The organism is Kitasatospora sp. NPDC088134 (assembly GCF_044741705.1).
Taxonomy (GTDB): Bacteria; Actinomycetota; Actinomycetes; order Streptomycetales; family Streptomycetaceae; genus Kitasatospora.
Map to the genome: position 1 here is coordinate 275,984 of NZ_JBIUTD010000008.1, position 17,015 is coordinate 292,998.

Below are 17,015 nucleotides of genomic sequence, written 5' to 3' on the forward strand. Positions count from 1 at the left end.
CAATGGGCCGGGGCACGGCGGACGGCGGAAGGGCAGGCCATGACCGAGGAGACCGGGACGTCCGGAGCGTCCGGGACGTCCGGGACGGACGGCGCGATCGGGCAGCGCATCCAGCGGCTCCGCCGCGCGCGCGGCCTCACCCAGCGCGCGCTCGCCGAGCCCGCCTACACCGCCGCCTACGTCTCCACCCTGGAGGCCGGCCGGGCCAACCCGTCCGAAGCCGCCCTGCGCCACCTCGCCGAGCGCCTCGGCGTCGGCTACGACGAACTCGCCACCGGCCGCCCCGCCCACCTCGCCACCGAGCTCAACCTCGCGCTCGCCGAGGCCCAAGGCGCGCTCGCCACCGGCGATGTCGAGGAGGCCGCCGACCGCTTCGCCGACGTCCTGGAGCGCGCCGCCCGGCACGACCTGCCCGCCGTCCGCCCCGCCGCCCTGCTCGGCCTCGGCGAATGCGCCCTGGAGAGCGGCCGGCTGGCCGAAGCCGGCCGGCACTTCGAGGCGGCCGAACACCTCCAGGGGGACCAGCCGCTGCCCCGCCGGGCGGCGGCCGTCCGCGGCCGGGCCGTCGCCCACCTGCTGGCCGGCGAACTGCGGTACGCCTGCTACCTGTTGGAGACCGAGATCGACCGGCTCAACGCCGCCGGCCTGCACGACCCGGACGCCCTGCTGCTGCTCTACTCCGCCGTCATCGGCCCCTACATCGACATGGGTGCCCACGCCCGCGCCGCCCAGGCCGCCGAGCTCGCCCTCGCCCTCGCCCCGACCGCCACCGACCCCGCCCTCGTCGCCCACCTCCACCGCAGCGTCGCCCGCACCCTCCTCTCCGAGGGCCGCACCGCCGAGGCCGACGCCTCCCTCGCCAAGGCCCAGGAGCTCTACCAGCGGCTGAGGCTGACCGGCGACCTCGCCAAGTGCCACTGGATGCGCGGCTACGTGCACGCCCAGGCCGGCGACCTGGACCAGGCCGAGCGCAGCCTGCGCACGGCACGCGACCTGCTGGCCACCCGGCGGGCCGAACTCCTGATCCACCAGGTCGACGTGGAACTCGCCGACGTGCTGCGCCGCCGGGGCCGCCACCACGAGGCCGAGGCCCTCCTCACCGGCCTCCTCGCCCGCACCGGGGCCGGCCCGGCCACTGACCCGGGCAGCGCCGCCGAGTCGGGCAGCGCCTCCGACCCGGGCAGCGCCGCCGAGCTGGGCGCGGTCCACGCCGGTGCGGCCCACCGCCTGCTCGGGCTGCTCGCCGAGGACCGGGACGATCCGGCCGCCGCCGAGGAGCACTACGTCCGCGCGCTCTCCCTGCTGGAACGGGCCGGCGCGGCCGGCGACCTCGCGGACCTCTGCCGCCTCTTCGGCGACCTGCTGCGCCGCACCGGCCGGACCGAACTCGCCCTCGACGTCTACCGCACCGGGCTCGGACACCGCGCGGCCCCCGGCACCACGACGCTCGGGCCCGCGCCCGCCGCCCCGCCGATCGCCGTCGCCCCGCCGATCGCCCTCGCCCCGCCGGTCGCCGCCGCCCAGGTCGGCCGGGCCGCTCCGGAGCGGGCGGCCTTCCCCGCCGAGGTCCGTCCGGCCCGCGGGGCCGGGTGCGAGGATCGGGCTTGACCTTCCCCTTCGGGAAAGGCCCAGAGTCGGTGGGGCCGGGCCGCGCGGTCCGGTACGAGGAGGGCGGGATGGAGCTGCTGACCATCGGGGCGTTCGCCCGGGCGGCCCGGCTGTCGCCGAAGGCCCTGCGGCTGTACGACGAGCTGGGGCTGCTGCGGCCCGCCGAGGTGGACCCGGTGTCGGGCTACCGGCGTTACGCCGCCGGGCAGTTGGAGCGGGCCCGGCTGGTGGCGTGGCTGCGCCGGCTCGGCATGCCGCTGGCCCGGATCAGGTCGGTGCTCGCCCTGGAGCCCGGCGCGGCGGCCGTCGAGGTCGCCGCGTACTGGGAGCGGGTGCGGGCCGAGACCGAGGCCCGCCGGCAGCTCGCCGCCTTCCTCGTCGACCACCTCTCGGGGAGGAGCACCACCATGGAGCACACGACGGGCGCCCTGCGGGTCGCGTACGCGGCCGGATCGGACCGGGGCCTGGTGCGCGAGCGCAACGACGACTGCGCGTACGCCGGGCCCGGCCTGGTCGCGGTCGCCGACGGGATGGGCCCGCAGGGCGGCGGGCAGCAGGCCGGGGAGGCCGCGATCGCCGCGCTGCGCGGGCTCGAAGCCCCGGCCGGGGAGCTGCTGAACGCATTGGAGGACGCGCTGGCCGGGCTGGACGCCGAGGTCGGCGCGGCGAGCGGGCTGCCGGGCGCGGGCACCACCCTGACGGCGGTGCTCTGGTCCGGCTCGCAACTGGCGCTGGTGCACATCGGCGACTCCCGGGCCTACCTGCTGCGCGACGGCGAGCTGCTGCGGATCACCCACGACCACACCCTGGTCCAGTCGATGGTCGACGAGGGCCGGCTGACCCTGGCGGAGGCCGCCTCGCACCCGCAACGCACCCTGCTGGTGCGGGCGTTGACCGGCTCCGGCGACAGCCGCCCGGACGTCTCGCTGCACGCGGCCCGCCCGGGCGACCGCTACCTGCTGTGCTCCGACGGCCTCTCCCGCTGGGCCGCCGAGGAGCAGCTGCACGCCGTGCTGGCCGCGGCCCCCGACCCGGCCGAGGCCGTCCGGCGGCTGATCGCGCTGGCCCACGGCGCGGGCGCGCCCGACAACGTCGCCTGCGCGGTGGCCGACGTGCTGCCCGGGGTGGCCGGCGCGCAGGCCGCCACGGGGTGACGGTACGTCACGGCGCCGACAAGTTCCCGGCCCGGGTCTCGGTTGGGTGAACATTCGACGATGGTGTACGAGTTGCCCGTTCTGTCCGTTGAAGGGCGGCGGCCCGGCCCGCTAACGTCCCGCGCTCACAGCGCGTCCGAACGGGGGCGTGCGCCCGGAGACCGGAGCAGATGCCAGATGGCGATCCGCAAGTCCACCATGCAGGAGCAGGTCGCCGCGGCGATCGCCGCGATCGAGCCGAACGACCGTCCGGTGACGACCTTCCACACCATCACCGGCCCGAGCCCGTGGCTGATGAACGAGCTGGGCCTGATCGGCCAGCTGTTCGTGAAGTACTACTTCGTCACCCTGACCGAGCGCGTGGTCGTCGTGCACAAGGCCTCCCGGATGAGCAACCGTCCCAAGGAGCTCGTCCACGTGATCCCGCTGGACCAGGCCCGGGCCTCGATCAGCGACGTGCGCCGCAACACCCTGTGGAGCTCGCTGCGCTTCCAGCTGCCGGGCGAGCCGAAGCCGACCCGCCTGAACATCGGCCGCTACTGGCGCGCCGAGATGGACGTCTTCACCGCCGGCCTGCTGGGCGGCGGCCCGGGCGTCCCGCCGCAGGGCCAGCCGGTCCCGAACCCGTACCAGACGCCGAGCGCCTGATCCGCCGGCGGAGCGCCCGTCCCGTGCCGCCGCGGCCGGGGCGGGCGCTCCGCCGTTGCCGGCGCCGTCGCCGGAACGGGGGCGCCTCAGACCAGCCGGGTGCGGGCCCAGTCGGCGAGCAGCTTCGCGCAGTCGTCGACCGACTCCTGCCAGCTGCGGACCGCGCCGTCGCCGGCCTCGTCGCTGACGTGCTTGACCAGCCGGACCGGCAGTCCGGCCCGGCGGGCCACGTGGGCGACCGCCCAGCCCTCCATGTCGACCAGGTCGGCGCGGGCCGCGAGCAGGTCGCGCTCGGCGTCGACGGAGACGAAGCGGTCGCCGGTGGCCAGCACCGGACCGGCCGGGGCCAGCTCGATCGGACCGTCCATCGGACGGCCCGTCAGGCCCTCCAGCAGCGCGGTGTCCAGGTCGTGCTGGAGCACCCGGGCGATCTCGTGGGTGCCGGCCAGGCCGGGCTTCAAGGCCCCGGCGGTGCCCAGGTTGACCACCTCGGCGGGGTGCGCGCCGCCGGCCAGCACGGTCGCCAGCGCCGTCGCGGCGTTGACCTTCCCCATGCCGGTCAGCAGCACCGGCAGGCCGCCGTCCAGGTGCGCGGCCTCCTCGGGCAGCGCGACGACGAGCAGCGGGCGGTCCGGGGCGACGGTTCCGATCAGGCGCATGGCCACCAGCTTACGAGGGCAGCCGACCGGGGTGGGCGCCGAGCCGGACGGGGGCCGACGGGGCCGGGACGGAACCCGGGCGCGGAACCCGGCCGCGCCGGACGGAACCGGACGGCCGCCGCCGGGCGTCGCAGCGGGCGCGAGGGGTGCGGGGCGCCGCCGCCGATCGGGAACGAACCGGTCACCGGTGGAAGAACTCCCGGACAACTCGGGTGTGGTGATCGCCTCCGACCGCCATACTGCCGGGTGACGGGCCACGACAGGGGGAAGCGGACCGATGGGGGGAACGGTGCTCGGACAGGCACAGGAGGGCGCCGCCGCGCCGCCCGCGACCCGCGGGCCCGGGCCGGTGGCCCGGCTGCGCGCCGCCGGGCGGACGCCACCGGGCCGGCTGCGGGCCGCCGCCGCGGTGCTGGTCGCGCTGGTGCTGCTGTTCGGCGCGGCCGGGCTCTGGCAGTCCGCGAACCGCTCGGCCGCCTCCGGGGGGCTGGTGTCCCGCAGCGAGCCGCTCAGCCAGGACGCCGCGGAGATCTACCGCTCGCTGGCGGACGCCGACACCACCGCCGCGGCCGGCTTCCTGCTGGCCGGCCAGGAGCCCCCGGCCCTGCGCAAGCGCTACCAGGACGACCTGGCGACCGCCGCCCGGCTGATCTCCGAGGCGGCCGCCCGGACCGGCTCCACCGGCGGCGACGCCCAGCTCCGGCTGGCCGAGCTGAACCAGCAACTGCCGCGCTACGCGGGCCTGGTGGACACCGCCCGGGCCGCCAACCGGGAGGGCCTGCCGCTCGGCGGCGCCTACCTGCGGTACGCCTCCGGGCTGATGCAGCAGACCATCCTGCCGGCCGCGCAGAAGCTCGCCGACAGCGAGGCCGCCGCGCTGGACGAGGAGTACGACCGCGCCGCGGCGGCGCCCTGGCTGGCGCTGAGCCTGGGCGTACTGGCGCTGGCCGCGCTGGCCCGCTACCAGGTGCTGCTGTTCCGCCGCACCAACCGGGTGTTCAACCCTGGCCTGCTGGCCGCCTCGCTGGCGGTGCTGACCGCGCTGGTCTGGCTCGGCGCGGGCGCCGCGGTGGCCGGCGGCAGCCTGGACGACGCCCGGGCGCAGGGCATCGACCCGCTGCGCCGACTCAACCAGGTCCGGGTGGAGGCGCTGCAGGCGCACACCGCGGAGAACCTCAACCTGGTCTCCCGGGGCGCCACCGACGCCTACACCCAGCGCTGGGACCAACTGTCCAAGGCGCTGGCCGGCCCGGCCGGGCAGGACGGCTCGGTGGCGGGCCTCTCGCAGTCCCCGCCGGCCCCGGCGAAGGACCAACTGGCCGACGCCCGCAAGGCGTTCGGCGACTGGCAGGACCGGCACGCGAAGGCCGCCGGGAAGGACGCGGAGGGCGACTACGAGGCCGCGCTGGGGCTGACGCTGGCCCCCGACGGCGGAGACACCGCCGACACCGCGTTCGGGGCGGCCGAACAGAAGTGGGCGGCGGCCGAACAGTCCGAGCAGGGCGCGTTCGAGGCCGCCGCGGGCGGGGTGGACACCGTGCTGGCCGTCCAGGCCGCCGCCGTCGCGCTGCTGGCCGCGCTGGCCGCCGCGGGCACGGTGCGCGGCATCGGGCGCCGGCTGGCCGAGTACCGGTAACGGGGGGATCGAAGGATGCGCAAGGCAAGGACCCGGGGCCTGATCGCGGCCGCGGTGCTGGTGGGCGGCCTGCTCGGCACCGGCGGCTCGGCCGCCGGCCTGACCGGGGGCGCCCCGGCGCGGCCGGCCGAGCTGGCGGTCACCGCCGCCGCCGAGGACTGCGACCTGGCGGCCTCGCTGCCGCCGAAGCAGCAGGCCGGGGCGAAGATCGCCAAGATCCGGCAGCGCGGGAAGCTGGTGGTCGGCGTCGACCAGAGCGCCTACAACTGGGGGTACCGCAACCCGCAGACCGGCAAGATCGTCGGCTTCGACATCGACCTCGCGCACGCGGTCGCCAAGTCGGTGCTGGGCGACCCGGACAAGGTCGTGCTGAAGACCGTCTCCACCGCCCACCGGATCGACGCGCTGAAGAGCGGCGAGGTCGACCTGGTGGTCCGGGCGATGACCATCACCTGCGAGCGGAAGAAGGACATCGCCTTCTCCGTCCCGTACTTCCGGATCGCCCAGCAGGCGGTGGCCCCGAAGTCCGCCAAGGCCCGCAGCACGGCGGAGGCGATGAAGGGCCGGCGGGTCTGCGCCGCGCTGAACTCCTCCTCGCACACCGAGCTGAAGTCCGACTCCCGGGGCGCGGCCGCGATCGTCACGCCCGACAACCAGTTGGACTGCCTGGTGCTGATGGAGCTGGGCGAGGCCGACGCGACGCTGTCGGACAGCTCGCTGGCCGCCGCGATGATCGCCCAGGACCCGACGATGGAGCTGGTCGGGCAGCCGTTCCAGTCCGCCTACATGGGCGTCGGGATGAACCAGAACGACACCGACCTGATCGCCTGGGTCAACCAGGTGCTGGCCGACTGGCGGTCCTCCGGCGGCTGGCGGGCGAGCTACGACACCTGGCTGCGGGCCAGCATGGGCGCGGCCCCGGACCCGTACCTGCCGTGACCGGCCGGCCCGGTCCGCGGCACGAGCGGGGGACCGCCGTCCGCTCCGCGCCGGGCTTCGGGGAGACTGGGCGGCCGACGGGCCGTCACCCGGACCGCCCGGTCCGCACGCCCCGTCACCACGACCGTGGCCGAGAGGAGGAACCGCGTTGGCCGGAACGACCCGCCCGGTGCTGAACCGTGAGGAGGTCGACCGCGCGCTGGCCCGGCTGGGTGCCGAGCGCGACGCGGTCGAGGCGGCGCTGCTGGCGCTCCAGGACCACCCCGGGCTGCGGCTGCTGACCGGCGCCGAGCTGTCCGGGCGCACCCGGGAGCGCTGGGCCGTCGCCGAGGGCGGCGTCACCCTGCTGTGGGCGCTGTTCGACCGGTACGCGGAGGCGCTGGCCTCGGCCCGGGCGGTCCGCTCCCGCCGGACCCGGCCCGGCTCGGCCGAGCTGGCCGAGCTCAGCGAGCTGCTGTCCGGCCCCGCGGTCACCGTCCCGGGCGGCCGGCTCCCCGAGGCGGCCGGCCAACTCGGCGCGCCCGCACGGCTGGTGGAGCGGGTCACGCTGGCCGAGCTGCTGGAGCGGATGAACGACTGGTACGCGGTGGTGCTGGAGGTGGTCGGCCCGGTCGACGCCGTCTGGTCGGCGCTGCCCGCCCGGATCGACCTGCTGCTGGCCGAGCTCGGCCGGGTGCAGATGCTCGCCGTCTCGGTCGGGGTCCGCCCCGGCGGCCACCCGCTCGCCGACGACCTGTCCGAGCTGGCCGGGCAGTTGACGGCGCTGCGCTCCCAGGTGGTGTCCGACCCGCTGGCGCTGTGGCGCCCCAGCCGGGTGCCCGCGCAGCGCGGCCGGGCCGCCGAGGACGCGACCCGGGCCGCCCCGACCGGGGTCGTCGACACCTCCGGATTCGACCGGATGGGGCGTCAACTCGACGATATACGCGTCGAGTTGGAGGGGCTGCTGCGGCTGCGCGACGAGTCGCACGAGCGCCTGCAGCAGGTCGCCGACCTGCTGCAGCGGGCCGACCTGACGCTGGCCGAGGCCCGCCGGGCCCGCGGCGAGGTGCTGGCCAAGATCGCCGCCACCGAGGTGCCCGCCGTGCCGGGGCCGCCGTCCGCACTGCGCGAGGCGATCGCGCAGGCCGTGGACTTCCAGCAGACCGGCCAGTGGCACCGGCTCGGCCCGCTGCTGGACGCGCTGGAGGACGCCGCGGCGAAGGAGCTGGGCCGGGCCCGGCAGTCGCTCACCGAGGTCGCCCAGCCGCTCGCGGTCCGCGCGGAACTGCGCGGGCGGCTGGAGGCGTACAAGGCGATGGCCGCCCGGCTCGGCGCGGCCGAGGACCCCGAGGTGGTCGAACGCTTCGAGAAGGCCCGCTGGCTGCTGTGGAGCGCCCCGTGCGACCTGCGGGCGGCCGCGGAAGCGGTGGGCCGGTTCCAGCAGGCGCTGCGCGCGCCCGAGCGGCCGCCGGCGCCGCACATCCAGGACAGTCACCAGGGGGAGGAGACCGATGGCTGAGGCGTGTGCCCGCGCGGGTTGCGGCGGGGAGATCGACCCGGACGGGTACTGCGACGCGTGCGGACTCGCCCCCGAGGGGGCCGGGACGGCGTCCGCGAAGGCGTCCGCCGGCAGGTCGGGCGCGGCGTCCGGCGGTCCCGGCGCCCCGTGCGGGCGGGAGGGCTGCGACGGCGCGATCGACGCGGACGGCTACTGCGACGCGTGCGGCCTGGCCGCCGAACCCGCGGCCTCCCGGCAGGTGCCCGCGCAGCGCGCCGCCGCCCCGGCCCCGGGCGGGCCGTGCGGGCGGGAGGGCTGCGACGGCACCATCGACGCCGACGGCTACTGCGACGAATGCGGCCTGGCCGCCGTGGCTTCCTCCGCGTCCTCGGCGGTCTCGGCGGTCTCGGCGGCCTCCGCCCGGGCGTCCTCCGCCCGGACCTCCTCCACCCGGTCCCGGGCGGGCCGTTCGGCGCGCAGCGGCTCCGGCCGGTCGGTGTCGGTGCGCAGCTCGCGCGGCTCGGCGGGCACCGGTCGGCGCGGCAACCTGGGCGCGGGCCTGGTGGTGATCGAGCCGGTGCCGACCCGCAACCCGGCGCAGGCGGTGCTGGAGAACCCGGAGGTGCCGGAGCGCAAGCGGTTCTGCTCGCGCTGCGACCAGCCGGTGGGCCGGGAGAAGAACGGCGTCCCGGGCCGTCCGGAGGGCTTCTGCACCAAGTGCGGCACCCCGTACTCGTTCAGCCCGAAGCTGGGCCGCGGCGACCTGGTCGGCGGCCAGTACGAGGTGATGGGCTGCCTGGCGCACGGCGGCCTGGGCTGGATCTACCTGGCGGTGGACCGCCAGGTCAACGACCGCTGGGTGGTGCTGAAGGGCCTGCTCGACACCGGTGACGAGGACGCGCTGGCGGTGGCGATCGCCGAGCGCCGGTTCCTGGCCGAGGTCGACCACCCCAACATCGTCCGGATCATCAACTTCGTCGAGCACCCGGACGCCCGCACCGGCCTGCCCGACGGCTACATCGTGATGGAGTACGTCGGCGGCAAGTCGCTCAAGGACATCGCCAACGAGCGCCGCACCCCCGACGGGCGGCGCGACCCGCTGCCGGTCGAGCAGGCCATCGCGTACGCGCTGGAGGCGCTGCCGGCGCTCGGCTACCTGCACGCGCGCGGGCTGGTGTACTGCGACTTCAAGCTCGACAACGTGATCCAGTCGGACGACACGCTCAAGCTGATCGACATGGGCGCGGTCCGCCGGCACGACGACGACGGCCCGATCTACGGCACCACCGGCTACCAGGCCCCGGAGATCGCCACCGACGGGCCCTCGCCCTCCTCCGACCTGTACACCGTGGCCCGCTCGCTGGCCGTGCTGACCTTCGACTTCCAGGGCTACGCGGACCGCTGGCGGCACGAACTGCCGGGCGCCGACGAGGTCGAGGTGTTCGCCCGCTACGAGTCCTTCCACCGCTTCCTGCTCCGCGCCACCGACCCCGACCCGGCCCGCCGGTTCGGCTCCGCCGAGGAGATGGCCGCCCAGCTCACCGGCGTGCTGCGCGAGGTGCTCAGCCTCCAGGACGGCCGCGACCGGCCCGCCGCCTCCACCCTGTTCGGCCCCGAACTGCGGCTGGTGGAGGGCGGGTCGGCCGAGGCGCCGCCGGACGCCCGGGCGGTCGCGCTGGCGCTGCCCGCACCGCTGGTCGACCCCGCCGACCCGAACGCCGGCTTCCTCTCCGCGCTGCCCGCCGCCGCGCCCGCGGAGGTGCTGGCGGCGCTCCGGGCCGCCGCCGACTCCCCCGAGCTGCGGCTGCGCACCGTGCGCGCGCACCTGGAGCTGGGCGACCCGGCGGCCGCCGCCGAGGCGCTGGCCGGGCTGGAGGACGAGCACGCCGGCGACTGGCGGGTGGTCTGGTACCGGGCGCTGGCCGCGCTCGCCGCGGGCCGCACCGAGCAGGCCGCCGACTCCTTCGACGCGGTGTACGACGCCTTCCCCGGCGAGGTCGCGCCCAAGCTGGCGCTGGCGGCCTGCGCCGAACTGCTCGGCGAGACCGAGGACGCCACCGCCTACTACGGCCTGGTCGGCGCCACCGACCGCTCCTACGTCGGCGCCGCGTTCGGCCTGGCCCGGGTCCGGCTGGCGGTCGGCGACCGGCCCGGCGCGGTGGCCGCGCTGGAGGCCGTCCCGGAGAGCTCCGCGCACTTCACCGCGGCCCGGGTCGGCGCCGTCCGGGCCCGGCTGCGCGGCCGGGCCGCCACCGAGCCGCTGGCGGCCGAACTCGCCGACAGCTCCGCCCAGCTGACGGCCCTGCGGCTGGACGCCCGCCAGCACGAGGAGCTGGCCGTCGAGGTGCTGGACGCCGCGCTGCAGTGGGTACTGGCCGGTGCGGCCGGGAAGCCCGCCACGCTGAGCGTGCTGGGACATCCCGCGGCGGAACGGGAACTGCGGCTCGCCCTGGAACACTCCTACCGGGTGTTGGCGCGGTTGTCCGACCGGGCCGGAACGAGGATCGAGTGGGTGGAACGGGCCAACCGGGCCCGCCCCCGGACATGGGTGTGAGCATGCCGCAGCAGCAGACCGAGTGCCCGAACTGTGCCGAACCGCTGGGACCCCAGGACGCCTTCTGCGGGGCCTGCGGCACGGCGCTGACCGGGCCGCCGACCCTGCGCGACCTGCCGGTGGTGCCCAGCTGCCCGAACTGCGGCTCCGTCGACCTCGCGGACGGCTGGTGCCAGGCCTGCGGACACGCCCAGCCCCGCGAGCGCGACCACCAGGAGCGGGAGGCGACCGGCGTCGCCGCCGTCTCCGACCGCGGCCTGCGCCACCACCGCAACGAGGACGCCTTCACCGTCGCCAACGCCGAACTCCCCGGCGGCGCACCCGCCGTGCTCGCCGTGGTCTGCGACGGCGTCTCCTCCTCGTCCCGGCCCGACGAGGCCTCCGCCACCGCCGTCACCGCCGCCGCCGATTCGCTGGTCACCGCGCTGCGCGCGGGCCGCGAGCCCGGGCAGGCGATGCGCGAGGCGATCGGCGCCGCCAACCGGGCGGTCAGCGCGCTCGCCCACGACGGCACCGCCCCCGACGGCCGGCACAGCAACGCGCCCGCCTGCACCTACGTCAGCGCGATCAGCGCGGCCGGCCTGGTCACCATCGGCTGGGTCGGCGACACCCGCGCCTACTGGATTCCGGACGACCGGGAGTCCGCCGAGCCCTACCGGCTCACCGAGGACGACTCCTGGGCGGCCCGGATGGTCTCCGCCGGGCTGATGAACGAGGCCGAGGCGTACGCCGACCCGCGCGCCCACGCCATCACCGGCTGGCTCGGCGCCGACGCCGAGGACCTCGACCCGCACACCGTCGGCTTCACCCCGCACGTCCCCGGCGTGCTGCTGATCTGCTCCGACGGCCTGTGGAACTACGCCGAGGCCGCCACCGACCTCGCGGCCGTGGTGCCGGGCGACGCCCGCGCCCAACCGCTCGCCGCCGCACGCGAGTTGGTGCGGTTCGCGGTCGACCGCGGCGGGCACGACAACATCACCGTCGCGCTCCTGCCGATCGACCCGCCGGCCGCCTCGACCGCCCACGACGACACCCTGCTGGACGTCCCGCTGCCGCGCGCGGCCGACCCGGACGCCACCGTCCCGCTGCGGACGGTCACCGCCCCGGCCCTGCCTCCAGAGCCGGAGCCGGACCCGACGATGCCGCTCCGCACGGTCACCGCCCCGGAGCCGGACCCGACGATCCCGCTGCGGACGGTCGCCCGACCGGACGCGGGCTGACCCCTCCGCTCCTCCCGCTCCCTTCCGCCTCCTCCCCCTTCTCCCTTCCGACCCTCCGACAGGAGCTCTCCGCCATGGCCTCGCTCTCCAAGCCCGGCGCGCCCCGGTTCGACGTCGACGTCTTCCAGAACGAGTACCTCGCCCAGGGCGCCCGCGAGGTCAACGCCATCGTCACCGTCACCGCCACCGGCGGCGGCACCTCCGGCGGGCGCCCGCTGGAGGCCGGCGCGGCGGGCGGCCCCGGCGCCGCCGTGGTCCTGGTGATCGACTGCTCCGGCTCGATGGAGTACCCGAACACCAAGATCCGGCACGCCCGCGAGGCCACCGCCGCCGCCATCGACGAACTCCGCGACGGGGTGGCCTTCTCGGTGGTGGCCGGCACCCACGAGGCCGCCGACATCTATCCGGGCAACGGCCGGCTCGCCGTCGCCGACCGGGACACCCGCGCGCACGCCAAGGACGCGCTGCGCCGGCTGCGGCCGAACGGCGGCACCGCGATCGGCACCTGGGTCACCAAGGCCCGGCAGCTGTTCGACTCCCGCCCGGAGGCGACCATCCGGCACGCCATCCTGCTGACCGACGGCCGCAACGAGCACGAGAAGCCCGCCGACCTGCAGCGCGCCCTGGACGCCGCTGCCGGGTACTTCACCGCCGACTGCCGCGGCGTCGGCACCGACTGGGAGGTCGCCGAGCTGCGCCGGATATCCGACGCCCTGCTGGGCACCGTCGACATCGTCGCCGAGTCCTCCGGCCTGGCCGAGGACTTCCGCTCGATGATGACCACCGCGATGGGCAAGCAGGTCGCCGACGTGGCGCTGCGGGTCTGGACGCCGGTGGGCGCGCAGGTGAAGTACGTCAAGCAGGTCGCCCCCGACGTCGCCGACCTCACCGGGCGCCGGGGTGAGGCGGGGCCCCGTGCCGGGGACTACCCGACGGGCTCCTGGGGCGACGAGTCCCGCGACTACCACGTGTGCGTGGAGGTCCCGGCCGCGGCCGTCGGCAACGAGATGCTGGCCGCCCGGATCAGCCTGGTGCTGCCGCACCCCGACGGCACCGCCGAGGTGCTCGGCCAGGGCCTGGTCCGCGCCGTGTGGACCGACGACCTGGCCTCCTCGACCCGGATGAACGCCCAGGTCGCGCACTACACCGGCCAGGCCGAGCTGGCCGACTCGATCCGGGACGGCCTGGAGGCCCACCGGGCGGGCGATCTCGACCGCGCCACCGCCAAGTTGGGCACCGCCGTGAAGCTCGCCCACGCCAGCGGCAACGAGGGCACCCTCAAGCTGCTGCGGAAGGTGGTGGACGTGGTCGACGAGCGGGAGGGTACCGTTCGGTTCCGTAAGAACGTGAGCGAGGCCGACTCGATGACCCTCGAGACCCGGTCCACGAAGACCGTGCGCGTGAAGAAGTGAGCCGGACACCCGCCGGACCCGAACCTGCTGGAGTGGGGACCTGATGCCGATCTGCCCTAGGGGACACGAGTCGCAGGCCGAGGACTGGTGCGACTACTGCGGATTCCCCATGACCCCGCCGCCCGGCCTGGCCATCCCTGGCTTCCCCGGCGGCCCCGCCGGCTCCGGCGCGCCCGCCGCGCCGCCGGCCGCCCCGCCCTACCCCGGCCAGTACCCGCCCACCGGACCGGGCAGCACCCCGCCCTCCGGCACCCCGACCGGCGGCGGCTACTTCGAGCCGCGCCGCACCCCGACCCCGCCGGCCGGCACGCCCACCGGCCCCGGCCCCGGCCCCGGCCCCGGCGCCCCGCAGCCCGGCGGCCCGTACGGCGCCCCGCCGCCCCCGCCCACCGGCGCGCTGGCGAACTGTCCGATCTGCCGCAGCCCGCAGACCGGCCGGTACTGCGAGGAGTGCGGCTACGACTACAACCTGGCCACCACGGCCCGCCCGCCGGGCCCGGCCCCCGCCGCGGGCGCGCCGCAGGGCCACGGCTTCCCGCCGCCGAGCCCCCAGCCACCCGCCGCGCCGCCGACCGCTCCCCCGGCCGCGCCCTCGGCGTTCGAGCCGCGCCGGCCGCCGCAGCCGCAGGCGCCTTACGAGCAGCCCCAGCAGCCCCGGCAGCCCCCGGCGCAGCCGCACTCGTCGTCGCCGTACGAGCGTCCCGGCTTCCCGCCGGCCGCGCCCGGACCGGCCGCTCCCCCGCCGCCGCCCGCGTACCCGTCCGCGCCGTCCTTCGACAAGGGCCCGGCCGCCTCGTTCCCGGACGTCGACTACGAGCGCACCGGCCCGGTCTACGCCGAGCCGGCCGCGCCGCCGCAGGCGCCCTACGAGCAGCCGCAACAGCCCCAGCACCAGCAGTCCCAGCAGCACCAGCAGCCCGGCGGCGGCGAGGAGTTCGGCACCTCGTTCCGGCTCTCCCCGCCCGACCGGGGCGGCCAGCCGGGCCAGGGCGGGCAGCCCGGGCAGCCGCCGGCCGCGTCGCAGCGCGCCACCTGGTACGCCGTGGTGGCCGCCGACCGTGCGTACTTCGAGGACATGATGGCCCGCAGCGGCCCGGAGGCGTCCGGCCTGTACTTCCCGCCCTACGGCAACGAGCGGCGGGTCCCGCTGACCGGCCGCGGCCAGCTCCGGATCGGGCGGCGCAGCCAGCAGCGCGGCACCGTCCCGGAGATCGACCTGTCGGTCGCGCCGGAGGACCCGGGGGCCTCGCACCAGCACGCCCTGCTGGCCGAACAGCCGGACGGCAGCTGGGCGGTGGTCGACCAGGACTCCACCAACGGCACCACCCTGAACGGCAGCCCGGACGCGCTGCCGCCGCACACCGCGATCCCGCTGCAGGACGGCGACCGCATCCACGTCGGCGCCTGGACCACCATCACGGTGCACCGGGCCTGACCGTCCGCCAGCCCACGCAGCGTCACCACCGGCCCGTGGTACGGGAGTTCGCTCCCGTACCACGGGCCGCCGCTATAGCACTGCGGACCGGTTCCGACAGCGCATGCTCAAAATTCGCACAAAAGTGCTCGTGGGCCCGGAGTGCAACCCCTACGCTTCGCCCCATGACTGAAGCAATATCCGCGGACGGAATCCGGAAGCGGTACGGGGATGTCCAGGCCGTGGACGGAGTCTCGCTCTCCGTCTCGACTGGCGAGTTCTACGGTCTGCTCGGGCCCAACGGCGCGGGCAAGACCACCACATTGGAGATCCTGGAAGGCATCCGGGAGGCCGACGAGGGCCGCATCGAGCTGCTCGGGCTGGCCCCCTGGCCGCGCAATCCCAAGCTGCTGCCGAGGATCGGCGTGCAGTTCCAGGCCTCGGCGTTCTTCGCCAAGCTGAGCGCCCGCGAGACCATCCGCACCTTCGCCTCCTTCTACGGCATCGGCCCGAAGGCCGCCGACGCGATGCTGGAGCGGGTCGGCCTGACCGAGTCGGCGAACGTGCTGACCGACAAGATGTCCGGCGGCCAGGCCCAGCGCCTGTCCATCGCCTGCGCCCTGGTGCACGACCCGGAGCTGGTGTTCCTCGACGAGCCGACCACCGGCCTCGACCCGCAGGCCCGCCGCAACCTCTGGGACCTGCTGCGCGACATCAACGCCGAGGGCCGCACCGTCGTGCTGACCACCCACTACCTGGACGAGGCGGAGATCCTCTGCGACCGCGTCTCGGTGATGGACCACGGCAAGGTGCTGAAGACCGGTGCGCCCGCCGCGCTGGTCCGCGAGATCGACGACACCGTCCGGATCCGGGTGGAGTCCGGACTGCTGACCGTCGAGCGGGCCCGCGAACTGCTGACCGCCGTCGGCGCCGAGTACGCCAACCTGGAGGACGACGGGGTCACCCTGGCGCTCTCCACCGCCGCCCCCGCGCCGGTGCTGTCCATGCTGGCCGAGCAGAACGCGCTGCGCGGCCTGGAGGTCCGCGGCGCCACCCTGGAGGACGTCTTCCTCCAGCTCACCGGACGGGAGTACCGGGCATGACCGCCACCGACAACGCCCGCACCTCGGCCCCCGCGCCCCGCGCGGGCGCCGAGGGCAAGGAGAAGGCCAACGCCTTCGTCGGCCTGTCCCGGGTGATGCTGCTGGGCTTCGTCCGCGACAAGGGCACCCTGTTCTTCACCCTGGCCCTGCCGGTGATGTTCCTGCTGCTGTTCGGCGTCCTCTACAAGGGCGGCGGCAGCTCGCACATCAAGATCGCCGAGATCGGCCAGGTCCAGGTGCTGGACGAGCTCCAGGGGCAGGCCGACGGCCCGCTGAGCGCCCTGGAGATCAGCAAGGTCACCGACGAGAACGACGCCCTGACCAAGGTCCGGAAGGGCGAGCTGGACGGCCTGGTCAAGCAGGACGCCGACGGCAAGCTGGTGCTCCGCTTCAGCCAGGCCGACCAGGTCAAGTCCGGCACCGTGCAGGGCATCGTCGGCGCCCTGGTGGACGGCGCGAACCAGAAGGCCGCGCACGTCGCCCCGAAGTACACCCTGGACGCCAGCAAGGTCGAGGACGACTCCACCAAGCCGATCCAGTACCTCACCCCCGGTCTGCTCGCCTACGCGATCGCCATGGGCGCGGTCTACGGCGCCTCCTTCACCCTGGTGACCTGGCGCAAGAAGCGGGTGCTGCGCCGGCTGCGGCTGGCGCCCATCTCGGCGGGCACCATCGTCGGCGCCCGGGTCCTGGTCAGCGTGCTGGTCGCGCTCGCCCAGACCGCGCTGTTCCTCGGGATCGCCCAGCTCGACTACTTCGGGCTGAAGCTCACCGGCAACTGGTGGCTGGTGATCCCGCTGGTGGTCTGCGCCACCCTGGCCTTCATGTCGATCGGCCTGCTCACCGGTTCGCTCGCCAAGAGCGAGGAGTCGGCGAACGGCATGAACCAGCTGATCATCCTCCCGATGTCCTTCCTCGGCGGCGCGTTCATCCCGCTGGACTTCGCGCCCAGCTGGCTGCAGGACGTCTCCAAGGCCCTGCCGCTGCGGTACCTGATCGTCCCCGCGAAGTCGGTGCTCAGCCAGGGCGGCGGCCTCGCCGAGGCGCTGCCCGGGATGGGCATCCTGCTGGGCTTCACCGCGGTGCTCTGCGCCATCGCCTGGCGCTTCTTCAACTGGGACGACGCGTAACCGCGACGCCTCCCCGCGTGCTCGGTCCGGCGGGGGTCGTACACCGAAAGTCCCGGTGTAC

General features: G+C 75.8%; 13 protein-coding genes. 12 read left to right on the top strand and 1 reads right to left on the bottom strand.

Annotated elements, in window-relative coordinates:
• Positions 1-39 precede the first annotated feature (39 nt).
• The 3 genes from ACIOHG_RS16215 (at position 40) to ACIOHG_RS16225 (ending at position 3,410) form a co-directional block, all read left to right on the top strand.
• Positions 40-1,608: a helix-turn-helix domain-containing protein gene (locus tag ACIOHG_RS16215; RefSeq protein ID WP_400950508.1), complete on the top strand. Its 1,569-nt coding sequence runs from the start codon at positions 40-42 to the stop codon at positions 1,606-1,608.
• 68 nt (positions 1,609-1,676) lie between these two features.
• Entirely contained in the window at positions 1,677-2,762 is a 1,086-nt protein-coding gene (locus ACIOHG_RS16220; RefSeq protein WP_400950511.1) for a MerR family transcriptional regulator, read from the top strand.
• Positions 2,763-2,939: 177 nt separating this feature from the next.
• Complete coding sequence (locus ACIOHG_RS16225; RefSeq protein WP_400950513.1) at positions 2,940-3,410, top strand: hypothetical protein; 471 nt, start codon at positions 2,940-2,942, stop codon at positions 3,408-3,410.
• A gap of 86 nt (positions 3,411-3,496) precedes the next feature.
• On the opposite strand, the gene ACIOHG_RS16230 is transcribed toward ACIOHG_RS16225, so the two are convergent.
• Positions 3,497-4,069 (bottom strand): nucleosidase, encoded by a 573-nt coding sequence (locus ACIOHG_RS16230; RefSeq protein WP_400950516.1) that lies wholly within the window; start codon positions 4,067-4,069, stop codon positions 3,497-3,499.
• A 289-nt stretch (positions 4,070-4,358) separates the two neighbouring features.
• On the opposite strand from ACIOHG_RS16230, the gene ACIOHG_RS16235 reads away from it, so the two are divergent.
• The 9 genes from ACIOHG_RS16235 to ACIOHG_RS16275 all read left to right on the top strand — a co-directional run bounded on the left by ACIOHG_RS16235 (position 4,359) and on the right by ACIOHG_RS16275 (position 16,954).
• Positions 4,359-5,705 carry a hypothetical protein gene (locus tag ACIOHG_RS16235; RefSeq protein WP_400950519.1) on the top strand — a complete coding sequence of 449 codons (1,347 nt, stop codon included), beginning with the start codon at positions 4,359-4,361 and terminating at the stop codon, positions 5,703-5,705.
• Positions 5,706-5,720: 15 nt separating this feature from the next.
• Positions 5,721-6,644, top strand: a complete 924-nt coding sequence (locus ACIOHG_RS16240) for a glutamate ABC transporter substrate-binding protein (protein ID WP_400950522.1) — start codon at positions 5,721-5,723, stop codon at positions 6,642-6,644.
• A 148-nt stretch (positions 6,645-6,792) separates the two neighbouring features.
• Positions 6,793-8,142, top strand: coding sequence for a hypothetical protein (locus tag ACIOHG_RS16245; protein ID WP_400950524.1), 1,350 nt, complete (start codon positions 6,793-6,795; stop codon positions 8,140-8,142).
• Entirely contained in the window at positions 8,135-10,675 is a 2,541-nt protein-coding gene (locus tag ACIOHG_RS16250; RefSeq protein WP_400950527.1) for a tetratricopeptide repeat protein, read from the top strand. The genes ACIOHG_RS16245 and ACIOHG_RS16250 overlap by 8 nt, the downstream gene beginning before the upstream one ends.
• 2 nt (positions 10,676-10,677) lie before the next feature.
• Entirely contained in the window at positions 10,678-11,895 is a 1,218-nt protein-coding gene (locus ACIOHG_RS16255) for a PP2C family serine/threonine-protein phosphatase (RefSeq protein WP_400950528.1), read from the top strand.
• Between the two features lie 74 nt (positions 11,896-11,969).
• Positions 11,970-13,307, top strand: a complete 1,338-nt coding sequence (locus ACIOHG_RS16260; protein WP_400950530.1) for a VWA domain-containing protein — start codon at positions 11,970-11,972, stop codon at positions 13,305-13,307.
• A gap of 109 nt (positions 13,308-13,416) precedes the next feature.
• The gene (locus ACIOHG_RS16265) at positions 13,417-14,742 is read left to right on the top strand and encodes an FHA domain-containing protein (protein ID WP_400950532.1); all 1,326 of its coding nucleotides are present in this window, start codon (positions 13,417-13,419) and stop codon (positions 14,740-14,742) included.
• Positions 14,743-14,906: 164 nt separating this feature from the next.
• A complete protein-coding gene (locus tag ACIOHG_RS16270) occupies positions 14,907-15,824 on the top strand; it encodes an ATP-binding cassette domain-containing protein (protein ID WP_400950534.1) in 918 nt (305 codons plus the stop codon).
• On the top strand, positions 15,821-16,954 hold the full coding sequence (locus tag ACIOHG_RS16275) for an ABC transporter permease (RefSeq protein WP_400950536.1): 1,134 nt from the start codon (positions 15,821-15,823) through the stop codon (positions 16,952-16,954). The genes ACIOHG_RS16270 and ACIOHG_RS16275 overlap by 4 nt, the downstream gene beginning before the upstream one ends.
• Positions 16,955-17,015 lie beyond the last annotated feature (61 nt).

Bases quoted from the DNA above. Each gene is read 5' to 3' on its own strand.
- ACIOHG_RS16215 (WP_400950508.1), top strand. From the start codon at position 40: ATGACCGAGGAGACCGGGACGTCCGGAGCGTCCGGGACGTCCGGGACG.
- ACIOHG_RS16220 (WP_400950511.1), top strand. From the start codon at position 1,677: ATGGAGCTGCTGACCATCGGGGCGTTCGCCCGGGCGGCCCGGCTGTCG.
- ACIOHG_RS16225 (WP_400950513.1), top strand. From the start codon at position 2,940: ATGGCGATCCGCAAGTCCACCATGCAGGAGCAGGTCGCCGCGGCGATC.
- ACIOHG_RS16230 (WP_400950516.1), bottom strand. From the start codon at position 4,069: ATGCGCCTGATCGGAACCGTCGCCCCGGACCGCCCGCTGCTCGTCGTC.
- ACIOHG_RS16240 (WP_400950522.1), top strand. From the start codon at position 5,721: ATGCGCAAGGCAAGGACCCGGGGCCTGATCGCGGCCGCGGTGCTGGTG.
- ACIOHG_RS16250 (WP_400950527.1), top strand. From the start codon at position 8,135: ATGGCTGAGGCGTGTGCCCGCGCGGGTTGCGGCGGGGAGATCGACCCG.
- ACIOHG_RS16255 (WP_400950528.1), top strand. From the start codon at position 10,678: ATGCCGCAGCAGCAGACCGAGTGCCCGAACTGTGCCGAACCGCTGGGA.
- ACIOHG_RS16260 (WP_400950530.1), top strand. From the start codon at position 11,970: ATGGCCTCGCTCTCCAAGCCCGGCGCGCCCCGGTTCGACGTCGACGTC.
- ACIOHG_RS16265 (WP_400950532.1), top strand. From the start codon at position 13,417: ATGACCCCGCCGCCCGGCCTGGCCATCCCTGGCTTCCCCGGCGGCCCC.
- ACIOHG_RS16270 (WP_400950534.1), top strand. From the start codon at position 14,907: ATGACTGAAGCAATATCCGCGGACGGAATCCGGAAGCGGTACGGGGAT.
- ACIOHG_RS16275 (WP_400950536.1), top strand. From the start codon at position 15,821: ATGACCGCCACCGACAACGCCCGCACCTCGGCCCCCGCGCCCCGCGCG.